Origin of the sequence: Mesorhizobium hawassense (assembly GCF_003289945.1) — a bacterium.
In the GTDB taxonomy this organism is placed as follows: Bacteria; Pseudomonadota; Alphaproteobacteria; order Rhizobiales; family Rhizobiaceae; genus Mesorhizobium; species Mesorhizobium hawassense.
In genome coordinates this window covers 101,090-121,121 of record NZ_QMBP01000011.1, presented here as the reverse complement: position 1 = coordinate 121,121, position 20,032 = coordinate 101,090, and the positions used below count along the sequence as shown (strand labels likewise).

At 63.5% G+C, this 20,032-nt stretch carries 20 protein-coding genes and 1 tRNA gene; 10 read left to right on the top strand and 11 right to left on the bottom strand.

Annotation, left to right across the window (positions count from 1 at the left end):
• Nucleotides 1-125 precede the first annotated feature (125 nt).
• Nucleotides 126-1,001: an aldose 1-epimerase family protein gene (locus DPM33_RS22040; protein ID WP_112099543.1), complete on the top strand. Its 876-nt coding sequence runs from the start codon at nt 126-128 to the stop codon at nt 999-1,001.
• Between the two features lie 2 nt (nt 1,002-1,003).
• Nucleotides 1,004-1,414, top strand: a complete 411-nt coding sequence (locus tag DPM33_RS22035) for a hypothetical protein (RefSeq protein WP_112099542.1) — start codon at nt 1,004-1,006, stop codon at nt 1,412-1,414.
• 57 nt (nt 1,415-1,471) lie between these two features.
• Here DPM33_RS22035 and DPM33_RS22030 read toward each other — a convergent pair whose 3' ends face one another.
• Nucleotides 1,472-2,389, bottom strand: a complete 918-nt coding sequence (locus tag DPM33_RS22030) for an agmatinase (protein ID WP_112099541.1) — start codon at nt 2,387-2,389, stop codon at nt 1,472-1,474.
• A gap of 114 nt (nt 2,390-2,503) precedes the next feature.
• On the opposite strand from DPM33_RS22030, the gene DPM33_RS22025 reads away from it, so the two are divergent.
• From DPM33_RS22025 to DPM33_RS22015, 3 genes are all read left to right on the top strand, one after another.
• Nucleotides 2,504-3,067: a lysozyme inhibitor LprI family protein gene (locus DPM33_RS22025; RefSeq protein ID WP_112099540.1), complete on the top strand. Its 564-nt coding sequence runs from the start codon at nt 2,504-2,506 to the stop codon at nt 3,065-3,067.
• Nucleotides 3,068-3,165: 98 nt separating this feature from the next.
• Nucleotides 3,166-3,591, top strand: coding sequence for a nucleoside triphosphatase NudI (gene nudI, locus DPM33_RS22020; RefSeq protein WP_112099539.1), 426 nt, complete (start codon nt 3,166-3,168; stop codon nt 3,589-3,591).
• A 42-nt stretch (nt 3,592-3,633) separates the two neighbouring features.
• Nucleotides 3,634-3,963, top strand: a complete 330-nt coding sequence (locus DPM33_RS22015) for a hypothetical protein (RefSeq protein WP_112099538.1) — start codon at nt 3,634-3,636, stop codon at nt 3,961-3,963.
• A gap of 519 nt (nt 3,964-4,482) precedes the next feature.
• Here DPM33_RS22015 and DPM33_RS22010 read toward each other — a convergent pair.
• The 10 genes from DPM33_RS22010 to DPM33_RS21965 form a co-directional block, all read right to left on the bottom strand.
• A complete protein-coding gene (locus DPM33_RS22010; RefSeq protein ID WP_112099537.1) occupies nt 4,483-5,304 on the bottom strand; it encodes an MBL fold metallo-hydrolase in 822 nt (273 codons plus the stop codon).
• Between the two features lie 3 nt (nt 5,305-5,307).
• Nucleotides 5,308-6,102, bottom strand: a complete 795-nt coding sequence (locus DPM33_RS22005) for a TatD family hydrolase (protein ID WP_112099536.1) — start codon at nt 6,100-6,102, stop codon at nt 5,308-5,310.
• Complete coding sequence (gene metG, locus DPM33_RS22000) at nt 6,102-7,646, bottom strand: methionine--tRNA ligase (RefSeq protein WP_112099535.1); 1,545 nt, start codon at nt 7,644-7,646, stop codon at nt 6,102-6,104. The genes DPM33_RS22005 and metG overlap by 1 nt, the downstream gene beginning before the upstream one ends.
• Before the next feature lie 122 nt (nt 7,647-7,768).
• Nucleotides 7,769-8,824 (bottom strand): DNA polymerase III subunit delta', encoded by a 1,056-nt coding sequence (locus DPM33_RS21995; protein WP_112099534.1) that lies wholly within the window; start codon nt 8,822-8,824, stop codon nt 7,769-7,771.
• The gene (tmk, locus tag DPM33_RS21990) at nt 8,821-9,495 is read right to left on the bottom strand and encodes a dTMP kinase (protein WP_112099533.1); all 675 of its coding nucleotides are present in this window, start codon (nt 9,493-9,495) and stop codon (nt 8,821-8,823) included. The genes DPM33_RS21995 and tmk overlap by 4 nt, the downstream gene beginning before the upstream one ends.
• A gap of 72 nt (nt 9,496-9,567) precedes the next feature.
• Nucleotides 9,568-10,746 (bottom strand): D-alanyl-D-alanine carboxypeptidase family protein, encoded by a 1,179-nt coding sequence (locus tag DPM33_RS21985; protein ID WP_112099532.1) that lies wholly within the window; start codon nt 10,744-10,746, stop codon nt 9,568-9,570.
• 131 nt (nt 10,747-10,877) lie between these two features.
• Nucleotides 10,878-12,143: a septal ring lytic transglycosylase RlpA family protein gene (locus DPM33_RS21980; RefSeq protein WP_112099531.1), complete on the bottom strand. Its 1,266-nt coding sequence runs from the start codon at nt 12,141-12,143 to the stop codon at nt 10,878-10,880.
• A 181-nt stretch (nt 12,144-12,324) separates the two neighbouring features.
• Complete coding sequence (locus tag DPM33_RS21975) at nt 12,325-12,597, bottom strand: hypothetical protein (RefSeq protein ID WP_146770306.1); 273 nt, start codon at nt 12,595-12,597, stop codon at nt 12,325-12,327.
• 344 nt (nt 12,598-12,941) lie between these two features.
• Nucleotides 12,942-13,031: transfer RNA gene (locus DPM33_RS21970), tRNA-Ser, on the bottom strand.
• 184 nt (nt 13,032-13,215) lie between these two features.
• Nucleotides 13,216-15,486, bottom strand: a complete 2,271-nt coding sequence (locus tag DPM33_RS21965; protein WP_146770305.1) for a hypothetical protein — start codon at nt 15,484-15,486, stop codon at nt 13,216-13,218.
• On the opposite strand from DPM33_RS21965, the gene DPM33_RS21960 reads away from it, so the two are divergent.
• From DPM33_RS21960 to DPM33_RS21940, 5 genes are read left to right on the top strand one after another with little or no spacing between them, the layout of a single operon-like run.
• Nucleotides 15,485-16,300, top strand: a complete 816-nt coding sequence (locus tag DPM33_RS21960; RefSeq protein ID WP_112099528.1) for a transketolase — start codon at nt 15,485-15,487, stop codon at nt 16,298-16,300. The genes DPM33_RS21965 and DPM33_RS21960 overlap by 2 nt on opposite strands.
• Nucleotides 16,297-17,211, top strand: coding sequence for a transketolase family protein (locus DPM33_RS21955; protein WP_112099527.1), 915 nt, complete (start codon nt 16,297-16,299; stop codon nt 17,209-17,211). Before DPM33_RS21960 ends, DPM33_RS21955 begins: the two co-directional genes overlap by 4 nt.
• Nucleotides 17,212-17,219: 8 nt before the next feature.
• A complete protein-coding gene (locus tag DPM33_RS21950; protein WP_112099526.1) occupies nt 17,220-17,900 on the top strand; it encodes a glycosyltransferase family 2 protein in 681 nt (226 codons plus the stop codon).
• A complete protein-coding gene (locus tag DPM33_RS21945) occupies nt 17,897-19,093 on the top strand; it encodes a DUF4915 domain-containing protein (protein ID WP_167449177.1) in 1,197 nt (398 codons plus the stop codon). The genes DPM33_RS21950 and DPM33_RS21945 overlap by 4 nt, the downstream gene beginning before the upstream one ends.
• A complete protein-coding gene (locus DPM33_RS21940) occupies nt 19,093-20,031 on the top strand; it encodes a sulfotransferase (RefSeq protein ID WP_112099524.1) in 939 nt (312 codons plus the stop codon). The genes DPM33_RS21945 and DPM33_RS21940 overlap by 1 nt, the downstream gene beginning before the upstream one ends.
• Nucleotide 20,032 lies beyond the last annotated feature (1 nt).

Genomic DNA, 20,032 nt, shown 5'->3' with positions numbered 1-20,032 from the left:
ACCTCCGGCCATTTTGTTTGGGCTGGGGCGGCCCCAGGCGCGAGACTCGGCATGACAGCCGCTCTTGAGTTCTCGCTCGGCCTTTTGCTAGCCTGTCGTCCACACCAGCCAGCCGCGAGGACGTAATGGAACAGCTGACGCTTCACGCTGACGGTATTTCGGCGACCATCGTCGGGCAGGGGGCCGAACTGGTCTCGCTGCGCGACGCCGACGGCATCGAGCTTCTGTGGCAGGCGGGGCCTGCCTGGCGCCGCCACTCGCCGGTTCTGTTTCCGATCGTCGGCCGGCTGAAGGGCGATCAACTGCGCCATCGCGGCCAAACCTATCCGATGACGCAGCACGGCTTTGCCCGCGACCGGCTCTTTGCCTGGGCGGAGCAGGGGCCGACCTCCTGCACATTGGTCCTGACGGATGATGCCGAGACGCGGACGCATTACCCGTTCGCCTTTCGCCTCGCCATCGGTTACGAGCTGAAGCCCCGCCAACTCGGCGTGACCTTCGAGATCGCCAACACAGGCGACGAACTGCTGCCGGCCTCGATCGGCGCGCATCCGGCGTTCAACTGGCCGCTGCTGCCGGAACTGCCCAAGGAAGCCTACCGGCTGACATTTGCCGACAACGAGCCTGCGCCGGTCCGGCGCCTGAAGGACGGCCTGCTGTTGCCGGCCCCGCGACCGACGCCCATCGAGGGAAGGACGCTGCCGCTTTCCGAAAAACTGTTCGACGACGACGCCGTCATCCTCGACCGGCCGGCCAGCACCAGCGTGCGCTATGCCGCAAGGCAAGGCCCGGCGATCGAGATGTCCTGGCAGGGTTTCAACGAACTGGGCATCTGGTGCAAGCCCGGCGGCGCGCCGTTCCTGTGCATCGAGCCCTGGCACGGCATCGCTAGTCCCGTCGATTTCGACGATGAATTTGCTGACAAACCAGGCGTCATGCTGATCGAGCCGGGCGCCCGGCGGGTGGTGAGCTACCGGATCGATCTCAGCCGGGAACCATAAGCATGGCATACGCCATCAAGGCCGAGATCGAGGATCCGCGGGCGGAGACGTTCAATTTCGCCGGCCAGAAGACCATGTATGGCGGCAAGAACATCGCCGAAGGCGATGTCGTCTTCCTCTTCGCCAGCGAGAACGAAGGCGGGCAGGGGCTTGTCGCGCGAGGCGTCGTGACCTCCTCCGAATCCATCCCGAAGCGCCCCGATCTCGAACGGCAGACGCCGCGCGTCAGCATCGCCGTCCGTCACACCGCCTTGGCGACGAAGCGACTGGGCCGCGGCGAGCTCAAGCGCTTCAAGGATTGGAAGGACGGCCGGCCCGAGACCGAGCTCAACTTCAAGTTCTACCGGCAGGCGACGAACAAGATCGTCGGCATTTCCGACGCGGCGGCGGCGTTTCTCGAAGGATTCTTCTAGCGCCGGTTTCTCTGCTGCCGTGGAAAGGCGATCACCCGGACCGTGGCTGGTCGTCTTTCAGGGGCTTGGCTGCCGGACGATGGCGCCGATCGCATTGACGAGAAGGCGCGAAGCGGTGAGGGCGGAGAGGCCGTCTATATCGGCGGGCGGATAGAACTCGACCAGATCGAAACCGGCGATCCTGGCTCGCGTGCCCAGACCGGCGATCAGGTCGATCGCCTGCGTGTAGGTGAGGCCGCCGGGCGTACGCGCCGCCACGCCCGGCATAAAAGAGGGATCGAGGCCATCGCAGTCGAGGGTGACGACGACCTGCGCGCCTTGCGGAATATGCCGAAGCGCGGCATCCACGCCTTGATCGTGTACCTCGCGCGCGGTCACGAAGCGGCTGCCATAGAGCTGCGCGGCTTCGATTTCGGCGATGCGCGCACTGCCGACGCTGCGCAGGCCGACCTGCACCATGCCGGCGACATGCGGCATCTCGCTCGCCCGCCGCATCGGGCTCGAATAGCCGTGGCGTTCGCCATGCACCTCGTCACGCCAGTCGATATGGGCGTCAACCTGCAGGATCCAGATCGGGCCGTGATCGGCAAAGCCTGCAAGGAACGGAATGACGATGGAATCATCGCCGCCGAGCAGGATCGGTACGGCCGGCAATGACAGGATCTCGCGTGTTTTCGCCTCGATGCGGGCTCGGTTGCCGGCATTGTCATGCATGACGGTCGAGATGTCGCCGAGGTCGACGCAGCAGGTCGGTTCGCCGTCGAACAGCGGACCGCCGAGGTCGAAATCCCAATGCTCGACCAACGGGGCGTCGTCCTGGCTTGCGGCTCGGATGGCATTGGCGGCCAGGACATAAGCGCCGCTGTCCTGGCCCGGATAGGTGGTGCCGTGACCGGCGCCGAAGATCACCGCGCGCGGCGTGTGCCCGTCGGCGAAGCGATCGGGAAAGCCGAGGAAAGCAGGCCTGGCATTCACGTCCTTGTCCTTTCATTGTGTTGTGTCCCACAGATGGAACGGCTTGGAGCAGGGTAGTTGCTTCGCCTCGGAGTTTTGCGACAATTGCCATTTCGGGGATCAGATAGGGCTGCAATGATGAAGAGCATTCTGATGTTGGCGGGCTGCGGTCTGCTCCTTGCCACTCTATCGCCCGCTGCGGCCGAAGAGAAAGTCCGCGCTTCGGACAAGGCGGCGCTCGCCGAATGCCTGAAATATGTCAGCGATTTTCCCGGCGACGTTCCCGGTGTGAACGATACACCGACGCCGGCCATCCATATCGACAACATAGTCAAGCTCGCCGGACACGAGCCTGCTTCGTGCATCAACTACGTGACCGAGCTGTGCTCTTTCGAGAGCGACGACGGCCAGTCACAGCTCGGATTGATCGACTGCGCCAACCGCGAGGTCGCTGTGTGGGAAGACCGTCTCAACACGACCTATGCGGCGCTGCTGGCCAAGGCCGCGCCCAAGGCGAAGGACGGCTATCGCAAGATGCAGCGCGCCTGGATCGGCTTCCGCGATGCGCGATGCGCGGCCGAGGGATCCGCCGAAACCGTCAACACCGACCGCCAGAACAACATCATCGTCAGCTGCGTGCTCGACGCGACGGCCAGGCAGGCGCTGATCCTCGATGATGAGCTGTCGGATCTGCAGTAATCGGCCAGCGAAAATTATGGCGGAACGGCGGGCTAGCTTGAGACTGCGCCATTGTCGTTGCTACAGTGGCTGATCGTCAGAAATTCCGGGGGAACGCAATGAAGCAGAGGGTCATCGTCTGTCCGCTTATCGAGAACGATGGCGCCTATCTGCTTTGCAAGATGCCGAGTGACCGAGGCGTTTTCCCCGGTCAATGGGCTTTGTCCGGTGGCGGAATGGAAGCCGGGGAGAAGATCGAAGAGGCGCTTCGCCGGGAGATCCGTGAAGAGCTCAGTGAGAAGCTGGAGATCGTGCAGGCAACCCCCTGGACATTTCGCGACGATATCCGGGTCAAGACCTATGCCGATGGGTCGACCGAGGAAATCTACATGATCTACCTCATCTTCGATTGCCGCGCCGCCAATCGGATGGTCGAACTCAACGATGAGTTCGAGGATCACGCCTGGATCCGGGCAGGCGAGTTCGCTTCCTATGACCTGAACGCGGCTACGAGGATAACCCTGGCGGCAAAAGGCCTGATCTAGGCCTGATTGTGAAAGGGTGGCTCATTTAGTGCTCCTGGAGGAATGACGCTGCCAAAGTTCTCGTTGCGCATGGGGCTTCTTGTCGGCCTGTGCGCTACGCCGATCGCGCTGCTGCTGGCACTATTCTCGGCCGGATCCGGGCATGGCGACTACGTGCTGGCGCGCGTTCTCTATCCGATACCCACGTTGGCGACGCTAATGACCAATAAAACTATCACCGGCTTGTCCGTGGGGTTGGCCCTGGTTCAGTTTCCTGCCTATGGGGCATTCGTTGCCCCAGGCAGCCGCACCAGATGCCTGGCGCTCATTCTCGTGCATGCTGTTGCAATCGCAGCTGCCTTCAGTGGCGTTCTTGACTATTTTGAGGGATAACAGCCGCGTGCAAGGGTAGCCGGTGATTGTGCCAAGTTGGAGACGCGGCCTCGCGCGGGCCGAGCGGGCAATGCTCTGGAAGGCATAAATGATGACTGACGAGCCTCCTAAAAGAGAAGACCTCGGGCTCATGGCCAATCCTGTCAACAAATGGGTTGGATCATGGCTGGCGTATTCCATTCGATGGATTGTTTGGAAGGTGAAATCAGTCCAGGGTCTCAAACGCCAATAACCCACCGCCTCGATCAAGAGAGGGCGTGGAGCGGCATTCGACCTACTTGCGGCTGACATACCTTCGGTCCCAGCTTCATGTAAGCGGGAAGTGTCGCATCTAACCGGCATCCGTAAGTCGCATAAGATAGATTATGGAACTCTCGTATCAGGCACAGACCCGGTAATTGCCATGGCTTTCACCGCTGATTGCGAACTCCGTGAATCGCTCTATGTAGCGATTCCAGAATTCGGATCATGGCTGAACACCACGAGAGACGAGCTGCAACGCCAACTAAGCAGTCGTCGCTATCGCGCTGACTCGTAAGGGATTTCGATCACCATGCCGTCATAAGCCGGCACCACGTGCTCCGGGGTCTCGGCCATCACCGCGGCATAGTCCAGCGGCACATGCATGTGCGTCAGCACGGCCTTGGCCGGCGCCAGTTTCTCGATCCAGCCCAGCGCCTGGCCGAGTGACAGATGACTGGGATGCGTGTTGTGCTGCAGCGCGTCGATCACCAGCATGTCGAGGCCGCGCAAGCGCTCGGCGGTGGCGTCTGGGAAGCCGCTGATGTCGGGGCAATAGGCAAGCCCGCCGATCCGGAAACCCAGTGAAATGATCTCGCCATGGAACTGCGGCAGCGGCTCGAGGGTGAGGGCGCCCCCCTCGCCCTCGATCACCACCGGTATCGCGTGATCGATGATGTGAGCCTTGACGATCGGCGGATACGAGCTGCCGGGCGGCGTCTCGAAGCAATAGCCGAACGCCTCGCGCATCCGGCGCATCGTCGGCTCATCGGCATGGATGTCGATCCGATGCCGCTGGTCGTGCACGTAGCCGCGCAGATCGTCGATGCCGTGGATATGGTCGGCATGCGGATGGGTATAGACGACGGCGTCAATCCGCCTGACCGAAGCCATCAGCATCTGCTCGCGGAAATCCGGCCCGGTGTCGATGACGACCGTGGTGCGCGCGCCATTGGCGGCAATCCGCTCGACCAGGGCGGCGGTGCGCATGCGCCGGTTCTTTGGATTCGCGGGGTCGCAATTGCCCCAGTCACCGGTGATGCGCGGCGTGCCTGGCGACGAGCCGCAGCCAAGAACGGTAAAGCGCAGCCGGTCGCCCATGTCTCAGCCTGCCGCCATGTCCGGACGCGGCATCTTGGTAAACAACCGAAAGAAGTTCCCGGTGGTGATATCGGCGATTTCAGCCTCGCTGACGCCGATAGTCTCGGCAAGCACCTTCGCCGTGTTCGCCACATAGGCCGGTTCGTTGCGTTTTCCCCGATACGGGATTGGCGCGAGGTAGGGCGCATCCGTCTCGACCAGCAGCCGGTCGCGCGGGACGTCGGCGGCGACGGCGCGCAATTCGGTCGAGTTCTTGAAGGTCAGGATGCCTGAGAAGGAGACATAGCCGCCCAGCGCCACGCCGACTTCGGCCAGCCTGCGCCCGGACGAAAAACAGTGCAGAATGAAAGGGAAGGCGCCCTTCCCTGTCTCGTCCTCGAGGATCGCCGCCATGTCGTCGTCGGCGTCGCGCGAATGGATGACCAGCGGCAGGCCAGTCCGGCGCGCGGCGGCGATATGGGTGCGAAAGCCTTGCGCCTGCGCATCGCGCGGCGCCTTGTCATAATAGTAATCCAGCCCGGCCTCGCCGATCGCCACCACTTTTGGATGGCCGGAAAGCCGCACCAGCTCGTCGGCGGTGACGTCGAGTTCTTCGGCGGCATTGTGCGGATGGGTGCCGACCGAGCAATAGACTTCCTCGAAAGTTTCAGCGATTTCAAGTATTTGCTGAAAGCGCTTCACGCGCGTTGAGATCGTCACCATGCGGCCGATCCCTGCGGCGCGGGCGCGGGCGACGATAGCCGCCCGCTCCTCGGCGAAGTCCGGAAAGTCGAGATGGCAATGGCTGTCGACCAGCATCAGGCGTTGCCGTCTTGCACGTATCTCGGAAACACACCCACCGGCGCCGGCAAGGCCGTACCCGGCATCAGCGCATGGTCGGCATGGACATGCTCGAAAGCACGCTCGTCCGCCGGTACCGCCAGCAGGTCGAGCAGCTTCGCCGCCGATCCGGGAACGAAGGGCTGACTGAGAAGCGCCACGCGCCGCACGACCTCGGCAGTCGTCCACAGCACGGTTTCCATGCGCTCCGAGTCGGTCTTCTTCAGCGCCCAGGGCTCCTGGGACGTAAAATAGCGATCGGCTTCGGCCGCGACGCCGAAGATCGCGGCGAGGGCCAGATGGATGCCCTGCTCCGCCATCGCCCGGCGCGCGACGGCCAGCGCTTCCACGGCCTGGTCGAGGATCGCCGTGTCGGCCTCGGCCAGCTCGCCGCGCTTCGGCACCACGCCGCCGCAGTTCTTGGCGATCATCGACAGCGAGCGCTGTGCCAGATTGCCGAGGCCGTTGGCGAGGTCGGCGTTGGTCCGGTTGACGATCGCCTCGTGGCTGTAGCTGCCGTCCTGGCCGAACGGCACCTCGCGCAGGAAGAAATAGCGTACCCGGTCGACGCCGTAATGCTCGACCATGGTGAACGGATCGACGACGTTGCCGACCGACTTCGACATCTTCTCACCGCGGTTGAACAGGAAGCCGTGGGCAAAGACCCGCTTCGGCAGTTGAATGCCTGCCGACATCAGGAAAGCTGGCCAGTAGACCGCGTGGAAGCGCACGATATCCTTGCCGATGATATGCGTGGCCGGCCAGTAGCGCCATTGCTCGGCCTTGGTGTCGGGATAGCCGGCCGCGGTGATGTAGTTGGTCAAGGCGTCGACCCAGACATACATCACATGCTTGTCGTCGCCCGGCACGGGCACACCCCAATCGAAGGTGGTGCGCGAGATCGACAGGTCCTTCAGTCCCGACTTGACGAAGCTCATCACCTCGTTGCGCCGCTCGGTCGGGCCGACGAAGTCGGGCTGGCTCTCATAGAGCGCCAGCAATTTGTCCTGATAGGCGGACAGCCGGAAGAAGTAGCTTTCCTCCTCATTCCATTCGACCGGCGAGCCAAGCGGCTCGCGGCGCACGCCATCCTCGCCGAGCGTGGTTTCGCTCTCGTCGAAATAGGCCTCCTGCCGCACCGAATACCAACCGCTGTAGCGGTCGAGGTAGATGTCGCCATTGGCGGCCATCGCCTTCCAGATCGCCTGGCAGGATTCGTAGTGGCGTTGTTCGGTCGTGCGGATGAACTGGTCGTTCGAGGCGCCGACCGTCTCGGTCATCAAGCGGAAGATTGCCGAATTGCGGTCGGCGAGCGCCAGGGGCGCAATGCCTTCCTTCTCCGCAGTCTGCTGCATCTTGAGGCCATGCTCGTCGGTGCCGGTGAGGAACAGCACATCCTTGCCGTCGAGACGCTGGAAGCGAGCAAGCGCGTCGCTGGCAATCACCGTATAGGCATGACCGATATGCGGCTTGCCGTTCGGATAGAAGATCGGAGTGGTGAGGTAAAACTTTTCGCGTGACATGAATGAACCGTCATGAATGTCTGAATGTGAGTTGTGGCGGTGGATATCGCATCGGGGCGGCGATTGCCATCCCGTTGCATGCCGCCAAAGTGGCCCCGGTCATGGGGCGACGGCATGCACCGTCACATTCGCATTGCAGAATTCAGGCGGTCGATCATGGTCAGGGCGTGCTGCTTCTTGTCGAGATTGTAGGTCTCGGCCTCAGATATCGTGTTCAGCGCCTCGTGCCAAGCCTCCGACAGGGTTTTGGCCCTGGCGAGGTCGCCCGATAAGGCTGCTTCGCTGGCGGCGGCCGAAAGCAGGTCGAGCGCGCGGCGGTTGAAGATGTCGAACTGGATCGCCTGGTCGCGTCCCGCCACGGCCTCGGCAAGGCGGTGGGCGCTGGCAATGTCCGGCTTCCTGGCCGTCACCAGCGTGTCGAGCGCGCCGGCGATCTCCAGCCCGCCATATTGAGTGAGCAGGATGGCGTTGCGGGCACTGCCCCCTGCCCGCTCGGCAAGTGCCGCGCGCGCGGCCGGATCGTCCGGCGGCGGCGGCTCGACAGTCTCCAGCACCGCCATCAGCTCATCGGCGGCCAAAGGCGCCAGCCGCACCATCTGGCAGCGCGAGCGGATCGTCGACAGCAGGCTGCCCGGCGCATGCACGATCAGAATGAACAGAGTGCGCGCCGGCGGCTCTTCGAGATTCTTGAGCAGAGCATTGGCGGCGTTGATGTTCATGTCGTCGGCCGGGTCGACGATGACGACGCGGTAGCTGCCGTCATGCGAGGTCATCGACAGGAAGCGGCTGACCCTGCGGATTTCGTCGACGGTCAGAACCGTCTTGAAACTCTTGGTCTTGTCGTTGGCCGGACGCGTGAGATGCAGCACCGAAGGATGCGCGCCGGTGGCGATCTGGCGAAACAGCGAGGAAGCCGGATCGGGTACGGCAAGCGTGTCGGGCGCCGCCTTGAAATCCGGATGCTTCAAAAGGTGCTGCGCCAGATGGAACGCCAGCGTCGCCTTGCCGATGCCGTGCGGTCCGGCAAAGATGAGCGCATGCGGCAGCTTGCCGGCCCGGTAGGCGCCCGCAAGCATGCCCGCCGCCGTCGCGTGGCCGATCAACCGCGGCGTTTCCGCCGGCTCGGGCACGCCGTCGAGCGTATCGTGCTGTTCTGGGGCGATGCGTTCGAATATCATGCCGGCGCCGTCTGCTTCCTTTGCGCCGGTATCCGCGCTTCCAGCGCCGCGAAGACGGCGGCGGTGACGACATTCTCAACCGTATCGGGATCGGCGGAAGCGTCGACGACGATGCAGCGCTCCGGCTCTGCCGCGGCAATCGCCAGGAAGGCTTCGCGCCGACGCCGGTGGATATCCAGAGTCTCCTTCTCGAAGCGATCGGCGGCATCGCCGGCGCCACGCCGAGCGGTCGCCCGCTTCAGGCCTTCAACGGGATCTATATCGAAGATCAGCGTCATGTCCGGCATCATGCCGTTGATGGCCACCGCCTCCAGTGCCTTCATGAAATCGGCATCGATGCCGCCGGTGACGCCCTGGTAGACGCGCGAGGAATCGATGAAGCGGTCGCACAGCACGATCGAGCCGCGCTCGACCGCCGGCCGGATGACCTGCTCGACATGGTCGGAGCGCGCGGCGGCGAACAGGATCGCCTCCATCTTCGGCCCGAAAGGCTCGGCGGCCCCGGACAGAAGCACGTGCCTTACGGCCTCGGCGCCGGGCGAGCCGCCCGGTTCGCGGCTGACCAGGACCTCGTATTTCTTGGCGCGCATGCGCCGCGCCAGCCGCTCGATCTGCGTCGACTTGCCTGCTCCTTCGCCGCCCTCGAAGGTGATGAAAAATCCGCTCGCCAATCGAGACTGCCTTTGCCCGTGCTGGCCGCTGTCATAGCTCCCGTCCGACAAAAGGTCCACGAACTTGCCCGATTACAAATGTTTCTGTCGCAGCCAGCCGACAGCGAGTTCCTTGGCCGCGTCGAGCGCACGCTGCGGCAGCGTGCCCACTTTCACCGATTCGGCGGCGTAGAGCGGCGTCTGCTGGCTGAGCGTGTCGCCTATCCAGACGCGCAGCTCTCCGACCGGTTGCCCTTCCTCGACCGGCGCCGACACAGGGCCCTGATAGACGATCCTGGCGGTCAGCTTGTCGCGGTTGGCGATCGGCAGAAAGATGTCTACGGGACCTTTCGCTTTCAAGGCCAGGCCGGATTTGGCGCCGCCGAAGACCTGCGCCTCGCCGACCACCTCGTCCTTGGCGAAAATCTCGGTTTTCTGGAAGGAACGCGAGCCCCAGTCGAGGAGCTTGCGCGCCTCTTCGGAGCGTTCGCGGTCATTCGCCAGCCCGGTGAGCGCGGCAATCACACGGATGCCGTTGTGGCTGACGGTGCCGACCAGGCCGAACCCCGCCTGCTCGCTGGCGCCGGCCACGAAGCCGTCGGCTTCTATTCCCATGGCGATCAGCGGATTGCGGTTTCGCTGCGCGATCTTGTTCCAGGTGAAGTCCGGCTGGCCGTAATAGTGGAAGAACTCCGGATAATCGCGCCACAGATGCAGCGCCAGCATCGTCAGCTCCCGCACCGTCGTCTGCTGGCCGTCGGCCGGCAGGCCGGTCGAATTGACGAAGGTCGATTTCGAAAGGCCGATCTGGCGGGCGCGATCCGTCATCTGCGCGGCGAAATTCGCTTCCGACCCGGCCATGCCCTCGGCAAGCACGATGCACCCGTCATTGGCGGCCTGCACAGTGACACCCTGGATCAGGTCCTCGACGCGAACCTCAGATTTGAGCTTGGCGAACATGGTCGAAGTACCCGACGGCGCCCCGCCGGTGCGCCAGGCATTTTCGCTGACGACGAACGTGTCGTCGAGCGTGATGCGCTTCGACTTGATGGCGTTGAAGACCATCTCCATCGTCATCAGCTTGGCCATCGAGGCCGGCGGGATCGGTTTGTCGGGATCCTTGGCGAACAGCACCGTGCCGGTGTCGGCATCGATCATGAATGCCTGCGTCGCCTTGGTCTCGAAAAGCTGCGCGCTCGCCGGAACGGTGCAAAGCACCAACAGCACCAATCCCAGAATGCTGGCGAATGGCGGAAAAAGGCGCAACTGCATGAATGTCGACCCGATCTGGGCGATACCGGAAAGTGCTGAGCGGCTTTTCCGCCCCGGCATCGCGCAAAGACTACCCCGTGGCCAAACTATCAGGGTTCTTTCGACTGGAACAACGGCTCGTGCGAATTTGATCAGTTACGCACAACCAGCGCGTCCGGGGCGCCATGCGACCAGGCAGCCTTGAGCAGGTCGTCGATGCTGCCATGGCCGTCCGGATAGACGTTGACCGCATACCAGTCATTGCCGTCGAGTTCCGTGCGCTGGATCTCGGTCCGGCCAAACGGCTTGAGCGCCGCCGCCACGCGCTTTGCCTCGGTGGCTTCGTCGAAGGAACCGGCGGCGACATAGTCCGATCCGGGCGCCTGTTCCTGGCGGTTCGATTTCCGCCACGACTGCAGGACGTCGGCCGGCGACATGCCGCCTGCATCGAGCGCCGCAAAGATATCGGCGCGCTTCACCCGCTCATCCGCGTAAGAAAGCGAAGCCATGGCGAAGGGCGAGTTCGCCGGAAGGGTGAGGTCCGGCCGCTCCGGCACGATCGGTCCGAAATCGGGCAGCGTGACATCGCTGGCGCCCTCGACCGAGTATGCCGCCGGTTGCACGGTCGGCTGCTCCGACAGGCCCGGCTGCGCGGCAAAAGCCTGCCCCGAATTGGTCAACTGGCCCGGGAACGGCACGGCGGCCGGCGGCGCTCCCACCGAGAGGCTCGGCGACGGGCCGTTCATGGCCACCATCACACCAGTCGGAAGGCCGTCCGACGGATCCGGCCGGTTGTTGCCGGGATGGTAGGACGCCACCAGATACTGGTCGTCATCGCCGTCGAGCGGCGCGCGGCCGACATATTCGACCTTCACCTTTGCGGTGCCGGCCGTGCCATAGTCGAGCATCTGCGCGGCGCGCTGCGAGACGTCGATGATGCGACCCTCGTGGTATGGGCCGCGGTCGTTGACGCGCACGATGATTGAGCTGCCGGTTTCGAGGTTGGTGACGCGGGCATAGCTCGGCAGCGGCATCGTCGGATGCGCCGCCGTGAGTTGCATCGTGTCATAGACTTCGCCATTGGCGGTCAGCCGGCCATGAAAGGCGTCGCCATACCAGGATGCCAGCCCGACCTTGGTGAAGCCCTTCCTGTCTTCCTTCGGATAATACCACTTGCCGCGCACCTGGTAGGGCTTGCCGAGCTGGTCGCGGCCGCCGCCGCGCCGCATGAACTGGACGCGCGGGCTGGCCTTCACGCCATATTCGGTTTCGGCAAAGTATTCCTTGGAGCGCGGTTTCTTGTAGACCATGCTCTTGGGTTCGGGCTGCGAGGCGCAAGCAGCCAAGAGCAGCCCCGAAAGGGCGCACAGGGCGAAAGCAGAAGCGCGACGAAGACGCGGGCGCGCCGAAGTCTGCATGTTTTCGATTGTCCCCTACCGTGCCGCCACTCGACGGAGCCAAGCGTCCGCCAATGCCAACACCTTGATCCCCAATCCCTTTGTGCACAGGAATTGCTTATTACGATGTTAATCGATTATGGCCGCAACAGGGCGAGATTGTGACAGGGCTGACACTGCCCCGATTTCCCGGAGACATTGGCTAACATGAGCGGCCGCGCCGTAGCCGCGTCAGCCCCATCAGGACAGCAACGACGAGGGCATTGGCGAGCAGGCCGGCCAGGGCGCTCATCTCAGCGAGCATGCCTGTCTGACCCAGGACCAGGAACGGAAAGGCAAACGCGACGATGACGGCGCCGACGACCAGACCGAGGAGGCCCACGGTCCAGTTGGAGGCCAGCCGCGTCACCCCGAAGATGATGCCCAGCACCACGATCCGGACCGGATCGAGCACCTGAGCGGTTACGATGGCCAATAGCAGCATTGTGGAACCAGCGGGACGTCTCGCATGGACAAATGACTTAAGGCACCAGGATGCCTGAAGCGGCATCTCAGCGAACTCACGCCCGCCTGCAAGGCATTCACCGCAAGAAAATGAAAATCACCACAGATCCGCTGCCACTGAGACACAGATGACAGCGGACCATTTTGGTGCAACGGGAGTGCTGTCCCGTTGAGCAGGAGACACTGCTCAACGCCGATTTAAACTGGTTTCCTCAGAACCGGCGACATACGGATTCGTAAGCTTTGCCGGCGTTGGGTGTCGGAACTGGCTGGCCAGCGGGCCAGCATTTTGCGCGGCAGCGTGTCTCGCGCATATGGCGGAGGGAGTGGGATTCGAACCCACGGTGAACTTGCGCCCACGCCGGTTTTCAAGACCGGTGCCTTAAACCGCTCGGCCATCCCTCCAACTGGTTGCTTTCGTTGCTCTTTCAGGTCCTGCCGGGTTGAATGAAACCGGCATTCGCTACACGAACTGCAACTTTGTGGCTCTGGTTCGCCTTCTATAGCGGCCCGCAACGCGGCGTCAACTCGCTCGGCGGCACCCGCACACATCCCGGCATGACAGGCTGCCCAGGGAGCTGAAGTCGTCCTACTTTGCCTCTTGCACACGCACCGCCATCAAACCCACCCCAAGCAACCTGACATCTCCGGGCGTCACGTTTGAAGCGGGTATGGGGCCGCCCTCGAGCGCCAGCTCGATCGTCGTGAAGCCCGTCGGCGGCAGCAGCGTCGGAGGGATCGTGACGCGCTGGTCCTCCGGCTGCATCGGCCGCGCCGCGCTTATTGTGCCTATCAGGGTTTGATTGACGCGCACTTCGATGCGCGGAATTCGACCATTCTTGTCGGCGAGCTGCATCATTCGCAGATCCAGGATGAGGCCGCGTTGACCAAGCTCGCGATTGGGCAGGAGTATGCGTTGCGTCGTGCCCCTGCCCCATCGCCCCCAAGGCTCCGGCGGATACCATCCCCGATCCAGGAGCGCTTCACCGCCGGCGGCGGCGCTGAGCCAGCGATCGAATGGCAGCAAGGGTTGCGAACATTGCGACGCCGGCAGGCGATAGAGGCGACGAACCGGGTCGTCGTTGACCAATCGCGCGCCGGATGCGGTCAGTTGACTATCCCATGCCGCGAGTTCGCCGGCATCGTAGCCACGACGATCGATCAGCACCGCATCGAACTTGTCGCCTGGTGACAACTCCGCGAGGACACAGGGCCAGTTCGCCATTCCCACCAGAGCTTGCAGGCGCGACAGGGCGTCGGTTCCCTCCAGCGCGCCGTAACTCCAGTGCCGGGAACTATTTGCGGCACTGAAGATGAAGGGGAGGAAATGATCGTAGGGCTTGAAGTCGCGGATCGGCGGCGCCTCGGGCCACTGTGCCACCGGTAGCTGGAGGATCCGCCGCAGTCCCGCCGCATCCGCCGCGGCCAAGGTCGAGCGGATGCTCGTCATCTCCGCGCCAAAAGCCGGCTGGCGCAGCAAGGCGCGCTGCTGTCGCGCGAACAGCGCTTGGCTGCCGGCGCTGTTGACAAGCACAAGGGCAACGAGACCGAGCGCGGCTGTTGCGCCGCCGATCGAACGGCCGAGCCGCGATTGCAGCCAGAGCGCCACGTGCCGCCACGACCCGAAGAACACCAGCAGGGTCGCGAACGCAAAAAACGGCGCGATCCGATTCTGCGCGCGGATTTCCGGCGCGATCAGCAGATTGAAGATCAACCCCAAGCCATAGGGCACGCAAAAGATCATGCAGAAGACCAGATAGGCGATGAATGTCGGCGCCAGCCTTTCATAATCAGGCCGGGCCTCAGGACCGCGCTCGCGCGACAGCACGACGCCGAACAGGGCGGCAAGCAGTGCGAAGGCCGACAAAACCGGACCGGGCCAGACGTCGACGCCTTCGGCTGTCCCACGGATCGCCATGTAATTCTGCAGCGCGTTCCGCGCGATGCCGAATTGCTGCAGCCTGAGGATCACATCGGAGATGCGCAGGCCGTATATGGGTTGCTCGGATGCCAGTCTTGCGGTGCCGGCATTCTCCGGCGCGACCACGACAAAGAACGCCAGGATCGGCACCAGCACGACCAATGTCAGGCAGGCTGGAAAGGCCATGGCCGGCAGATAGCGCCAGTTTCGTTCCCGCGCGGCCAGCGCAAGCCCGGCGAATGCCCAGGTCAGCAGCGCGAAAAAACTGTAATAAATTCCTGACGTGGCGATCACCACGCAGCATACGAGCGTGAGCGGATCCTTGAGGAAACGGGCGAGCGACCGACCGCGAACGGCCGCAACGATGCGAGGCAGGATCAGGAACGCCAGCGGCGCGGCATAGTAGGCGGCCAGATAATCGTGCCCGGTCGAGCGCGCGCCAAAATAGGGAATGAAGGCAAAGGCGAACGCGCCCGCGAGGCACCACCAGCCACGAATCTGAAAGGCGAGCAGCGCCCAGAATGCGGCGGCGAAGTTCGCCGCGACGATCAGGATAAGATAGAGATTGGCGCCGACGATGACGTCGCCAGTCAGACGCGTCGTCAGAAATTGCAGCAGGCGCTCGGTGAAGTCCGTGAAGGGAAAGCCAAACAGATCGAGCCCATCAGGAAAGCCAACGGCGTCCGTTCGAAAAATATGCGGCCAATCGAGAAACAGCCTGCCGTGGAGCAACAGGAAGATACGGTCGCTCCACAAATTGGTCGGGACATCGAGCCTCATGAACGGCACGCCCGCCATGAGCCAGACAAGCAATATTCCTAGGCAAAGAAGAGCAACAGGTCGCCTTTCAAGAATGGCAAATAACGCGCTAGGATATCGTGTCATTCGGGAGGGTATCGCATGTCGGCCACCACTACCATGAACGCCACGGGCTGTCATGGAGGCCGATCGGTTGTTCGCTGACCGGCAACCTCTGAGTTCGCGGGCCCTCCGCAGGCTGATCCTTGAAGAATCACACCGCGCCCATGTCGGACATATCGGCTCGGCGTTGTCCGTGGTCGACCTCCTCGCGGCACTTTACGGCGGAGCGATACGATCGAAATCGCCGGACGATCCGGATCGCGATCGCTTCGTCATGAGCAAGGGCCACGCCGCCCTCGCCCTCTACGCCGCTCTGTTCCTGCGCGGGTGGATGAGCCGCGGCGAGCTGGCAACTTACTGCGGCGACGATTCCAGCCTTGGCGTGCACCCGACGCATCACCTGCCCGGCATCGATTTCTCGACGGGCTCACTCGGTCTTGGCCTGTCCATCGGCGCTGGCTCGGCGCTTGCCGCGCGCCTGCTCGGCAAGGATCGCCGCACCTATGTCCTGTTGTCCGATGCCGAATGCAATGAAGGCGCGACATGGGAGGCCGCGATGTTCGCTGGGCATCACCGGCTCGCGAATTTGATCGCCATCGTCGACGTCAATGGACAGCAGGCGCTGGGCCCGACCGCCGAGATCCTGAATCAAGGTCGCATGGCTGAGCGCTGGGCGAGCTGCGGCTGGACCGTCCGGGAGGTTGATGGGCATGTACCCACCGCTGTTCGCGAGGCGCTGACGCCAAGTCTCCATGAGCCGCTTGCGGTGCTGGCCCGGACCGTCTCGGGGCGTGGCGTGAGCTTCATGGAACGCCAGGTGAATTGGCACTATTTGCCGATGTCGGACGAGCAATACGCGATAGCCCTTGCGGAGAGCGAGGCGCTGGCGTGAGGCGCGAGTTCATTGCCACGCTCTGCGAACTGGCCGCTTCCGATCGGCGCATAATGTTGCTGACGGCCGACCTCGGCTTCTCCGTCGTGGAGCCGTTTGCGCAGGCCTATCCGGACAGGTTCGTCAATGTCGGTGTCGCCGAACAGAACATGATCGGCGTCGCCACTGGTTTGGCGGAAGCCGGCTTTCTTCCGTTCTGCTATTCGATCGCGACCTTCGCGACCCTGCGGCCGTACGAATTCATCCGCAACGGCCCGGTCGCGCACGAACTGCCTGTGCGCATCGTCGGCGTCGGCGGCGGCTTCGACTACGGCACGGGCGGGCCGACGCACCACAGCCTCGAGGACATCGCCGTGATGCGTGCCCTGCCCGGAATGATGGTCGTTGCACCGATCGATGGACCCCAGACCGCCGCGGCGCTCGAGTGCCTGTGGTCGGCGCCGTCGCCGATCTATTTCAGGCTGGGCAAGGACAGTCCGCGGGTCGCGATTTCGGGCGATCACTTTGAGGTCGCGCGGGCTCAGACTTTGCGTCAGGGCACGGACGCGCTTCTCATTTCAACCGGTGCGATGGTCGCCGAGACCATCAGGGCCGCGGAAATCCTGGCAGACGCCGGCACGCAGGCGATGGTGCTGTCCGTACCTTGCCTTGCGCCTGCGCCACTGGCGGATCTGCGAGCCGCGCTGGCGGATGCCAGGGCCGTCCTGACCGTCGAGGCGCATCAGCAGGCAGGAGGGCTGGGTTCCTTGGTTGCCGAGGTTCTGGCGGAGGCTCGGTTGGCAAGACCTTTCCGCCGGCTCGCGGCAAGTCAGCTTGGCCTGGGCCGTGGCGGCAGCGCAGCCTGGTTGCTGGAACAGAATGGCTTGACCGCTGATGCGATTGCGGCTGCTGCTCAGACATTGCTTTCCTAGATTTGCCAATGAGCCCGACAGTATCGATCATCCTTCCCATCCATAACCAGGCCGATCATGTCGCCGGCGTGGTCGGCGAATATCAGGCCGCCCTGCTCGACCTTTCGGTGCCTTGGGAAATCATCCTCGTCGAGAACGGATCGCGTGATGAAAGCGCCATGCTTTGCACGGAGTTGGCAACCCGCCATGCCAATGTGCGCGCCTTGTCCGCCGACCATGCCGGCTGGGGGCGTGCGGTCAGGGCCGGCCTGGCGGCCGCCCGGGGAGAATTTCTGTGCTACACGAATTCGGCGCGCACCAGCGGTGGCGATCTGCGGCGAGCGCTGGATATCGGAATGAGCCGGCCGGACCGCATCCTCAAAGCCGAGCGAAAGCAAGGTCGGGCATGGCTCCGCGCGCTCGGATCCGAGTTATATAACCTTGAGGCGCGGCTGCTGTTCGGGCTGCGCTTGCGCGACATCAATGGCACGCCGAAGCTGTTTCATCGTCGTTTCGCGGCGCTGCTCGACCTGCAGCGTGACGACGACCTGATCGATCTGGAATTCTGCATGGTCTGTCGCCGCCACGGATATTCGATCGCCCCCTTTGACATGGCTTCCCGCCCCAGGCATGGCGGTCGTTCGACAACCGGCTGGCGGACGGCCATGCGGCTCTATCGCGGAGCGCTGCGCATGAGACTGCAAAATTGAGCGACGAAACCGACGCACGTTTCCAGGACGACCATCAGGCGTGGCGCGATCCGGCCGGAGTCGTGGCGCAATGGCAGGACGCGGGAGCCGTCGACAGCAGCCTGCTCGATGCGGAGGTGACCGGGCCGTGGTGGCAAATTCTCGCCGAGGCCGGCGTCACCCTGCTGGTCAGCCGCGAATATGAACATCTGCTGATCGCGCTCTCCATGGCCTCGGGATCGCCCCGGATAAGTTACTTGCGGCTGCCGCATCCGTCGGGCATCGCGTTCGATGCGGCGTCCGTCCAAGTCCACGTCGCAAGCACACGCAATCCGAATATGCTCTACACGTTGCGGCCGGCGGACCGGCTTCTGCCGCGCCGGGATCTCGACCCGAATAGCTTTGCCGGTCGCGTGCTGATGCCTGCGAGCGCCCGCTTCCTGCCCGGCAGCACCTATCTGCACGATCTGGCGATGATCGGCTCCGAGCTTCATGCCAGCGCGGTTGGCGAAAACGCCATCGTGGCCTTCCCGGCCGGCGGCGACAGCCGGCGGGTATGGTGGCCGTCATGCATCGAGGGAACCACGGGAGCGGATTTCGGTCTGAACCATCTGCAGCTCAACGGCATCGCCGCCGGGCGGAGCCTCGCGGAAAGCTACTTCACCGCGTCCAAGGACGATCTCCTCGGCGCGCGACCAGGCGAGATCGAATTTGCCCCGGAAGCACGCGGCGTGGTTTTGAGCGGCGCGACCCGCTTGCCGATGACGCGTGGGCTGACCCGCCCGCACTCGCCTCGCTTCGTCGGCGGAGCCTTATGGGTAGCCAACAGCGGGCTCGGCAGCATCGTGAATTGCGAACAGGACGGCAGCTCGGTACTCGTCGCGCGCCTGCCCGGCTGGACTAGGGGCCTGTGCTCGATCGGCGACATCGCGATCGGGGGAACCTCGCGGATCATCCCGCGTTTTCGCGCCTACGCGCCGGGCCTCGATCCGGACGAATGTGTCTGCGGGCTGCACGCGGTCGACGTCAAGACCGGCCGCATCCTGGCCAGCCTGATCTGGCCGGCCGGTAACCAGATTTTCGCGATCGAGGCGGTGCCATCGTCGCTGATCGACCGTCTTCCGTTTGACGGCCTCGAGAGGCAGCCGGATGCGGAGCGCACATTGTTCTACGCGTGGCAAACCGCTTCCAGAAATCATGCAGGGGAAAATTGATGACCGACGGCTTTCGCTTGCTGATGCTCGGCGCCATGTACGAGAATGGCGGAAACACCACGCACCGGTTTCTCGACGGCCACCCGGAACTGTTCGTCTATCCGTTCGAGTCGCAGATCGGCACACGGCTCGTCAATGATGCTTTGACATCGCTGTTCCCGGTCAAATACCGCTGGCCGGTCTTTCCGCTCGATGCAAGTCCGGTGGACGACTACAGACTGATCATCGACGAAGAGTGCAAAGTGCGCGCCCGCACACCCCATGTCAGCAAGTTTCGAGACATGGCCTTCGATTTCAACGACGATGGGCGCTGTGACCGATACATCGACTATGTGAGGGCCAGCGGCCGCGGCACGGCGAACAACGTCGCGGCATTCTTCAGGTCCACCTTCGACGCCTGGAGGGACTACAACCGCAGCGGTCGCGAAAAGGTCTATGTCGGTTACAGCCCGATCATCACGGTGGACTCCGAGGCGATCCTCGCGGCCATGCCCGGCGCCCACATGCTGCATATCGTGCGCAACCCGTTCTCCGCCTATGCCGATACGAAGAAGCGGCCCGTCCCCATGCGCCTGCCGGACTACATGCGGGCCTGGTGCCTCAACCAGTACCATGCGCTCCTTGCCCGCAAACGTGATCCGGACCGGGTTCACATCGTCAGGTTGGAAGATGTCGTGTCCGACGCGCGCGGGGCCCTGGCGCCGGTTCTGTCCGCGTTGGGCATCGACGATGATGACGCACTTTCGGTGCCGACGTGGAACGGCCAGGCCTTGCGAGAAGTCTACCCGTGGGGAACGATCCGCCGCGCCACACCGGACGCCAATCGCGCGACGGCTGCGGAACTCTCGTCCGAGGAGCATGCGAAGATCGCCGAGGCCGCCTGGCAATATCTCGATGTCTTCGACTATGGCGACTTCGCCGGAATGCGGGCCGGTTGAG

Bases quoted from the DNA above. Each gene is read 5' to 3' on its own strand.
- DPM33_RS22010 (WP_112099537.1), bottom strand. From the start codon at position 5,304: ATGGGCGACCGGCTGCGCTTTACCGTTCTTGGCTGCGGCTCGTCGCCA.
- nudI (WP_112099539.1), top strand. From the start codon at position 3,166: ATGAAGCAGAGGGTCATCGTCTGTCCGCTTATCGAGAACGATGGCGCC.
- DPM33_RS22005 (WP_112099536.1), bottom strand. From the start codon at position 6,102: ATGCTGGTCGACAGCCATTGCCATCTCGACTTTCCGGACTTCGCCGAG.
- metG (WP_112099535.1), bottom strand. From the start codon at position 7,646: ATGTCACGCGAAAAGTTTTACCTCACCACTCCGATCTTCTATCCGAAC.
- DPM33_RS21950 (WP_112099526.1), top strand. From the start codon at position 17,220: ATGAGCCCGACAGTATCGATCATCCTTCCCATCCATAACCAGGCCGAT.
- DPM33_RS21940 (WP_112099524.1), top strand. From the start codon at position 19,093: ATGACCGACGGCTTTCGCTTGCTGATGCTCGGCGCCATGTACGAGAAT.
- DPM33_RS21980 (WP_112099531.1), bottom strand. From the start codon at position 12,143: ATGCAGACTTCGGCGCGCCCGCGTCTTCGTCGCGCTTCTGCTTTCGCC.
- DPM33_RS21985 (WP_112099532.1), bottom strand. From the start codon at position 10,746: ATGCAGTTGCGCCTTTTTCCGCCATTCGCCAGCATTCTGGGATTGGTG.
- DPM33_RS21965 (WP_146770305.1), bottom strand. From the start codon at position 15,486: ATGACAGCCCGTGGCGTTCATGGTAGTGGTGGCCGACATGCGATACCC.
- DPM33_RS21995 (WP_112099534.1), bottom strand. From the start codon at position 8,824: ATGATATTCGAACGCATCGCCCCAGAACAGCACGATACGCTCGACGGC.
- DPM33_RS22025 (WP_112099540.1), top strand. From the start codon at position 2,504: ATGATGAAGAGCATTCTGATGTTGGCGGGCTGCGGTCTGCTCCTTGCC.
- DPM33_RS22035 (WP_112099542.1), top strand. From the start codon at position 1,004: ATGGCATACGCCATCAAGGCCGAGATCGAGGATCCGCGGGCGGAGACG.
- DPM33_RS22040 (WP_112099543.1), top strand. From the start codon at position 126: ATGGAACAGCTGACGCTTCACGCTGACGGTATTTCGGCGACCATCGTC.
- DPM33_RS22015 (WP_112099538.1), top strand. From the start codon at position 3,634: ATGACGCTGCCAAAGTTCTCGTTGCGCATGGGGCTTCTTGTCGGCCTG.
- DPM33_RS21960 (WP_112099528.1), top strand. From the start codon at position 15,485: ATGGAGGCCGATCGGTTGTTCGCTGACCGGCAACCTCTGAGTTCGCGG.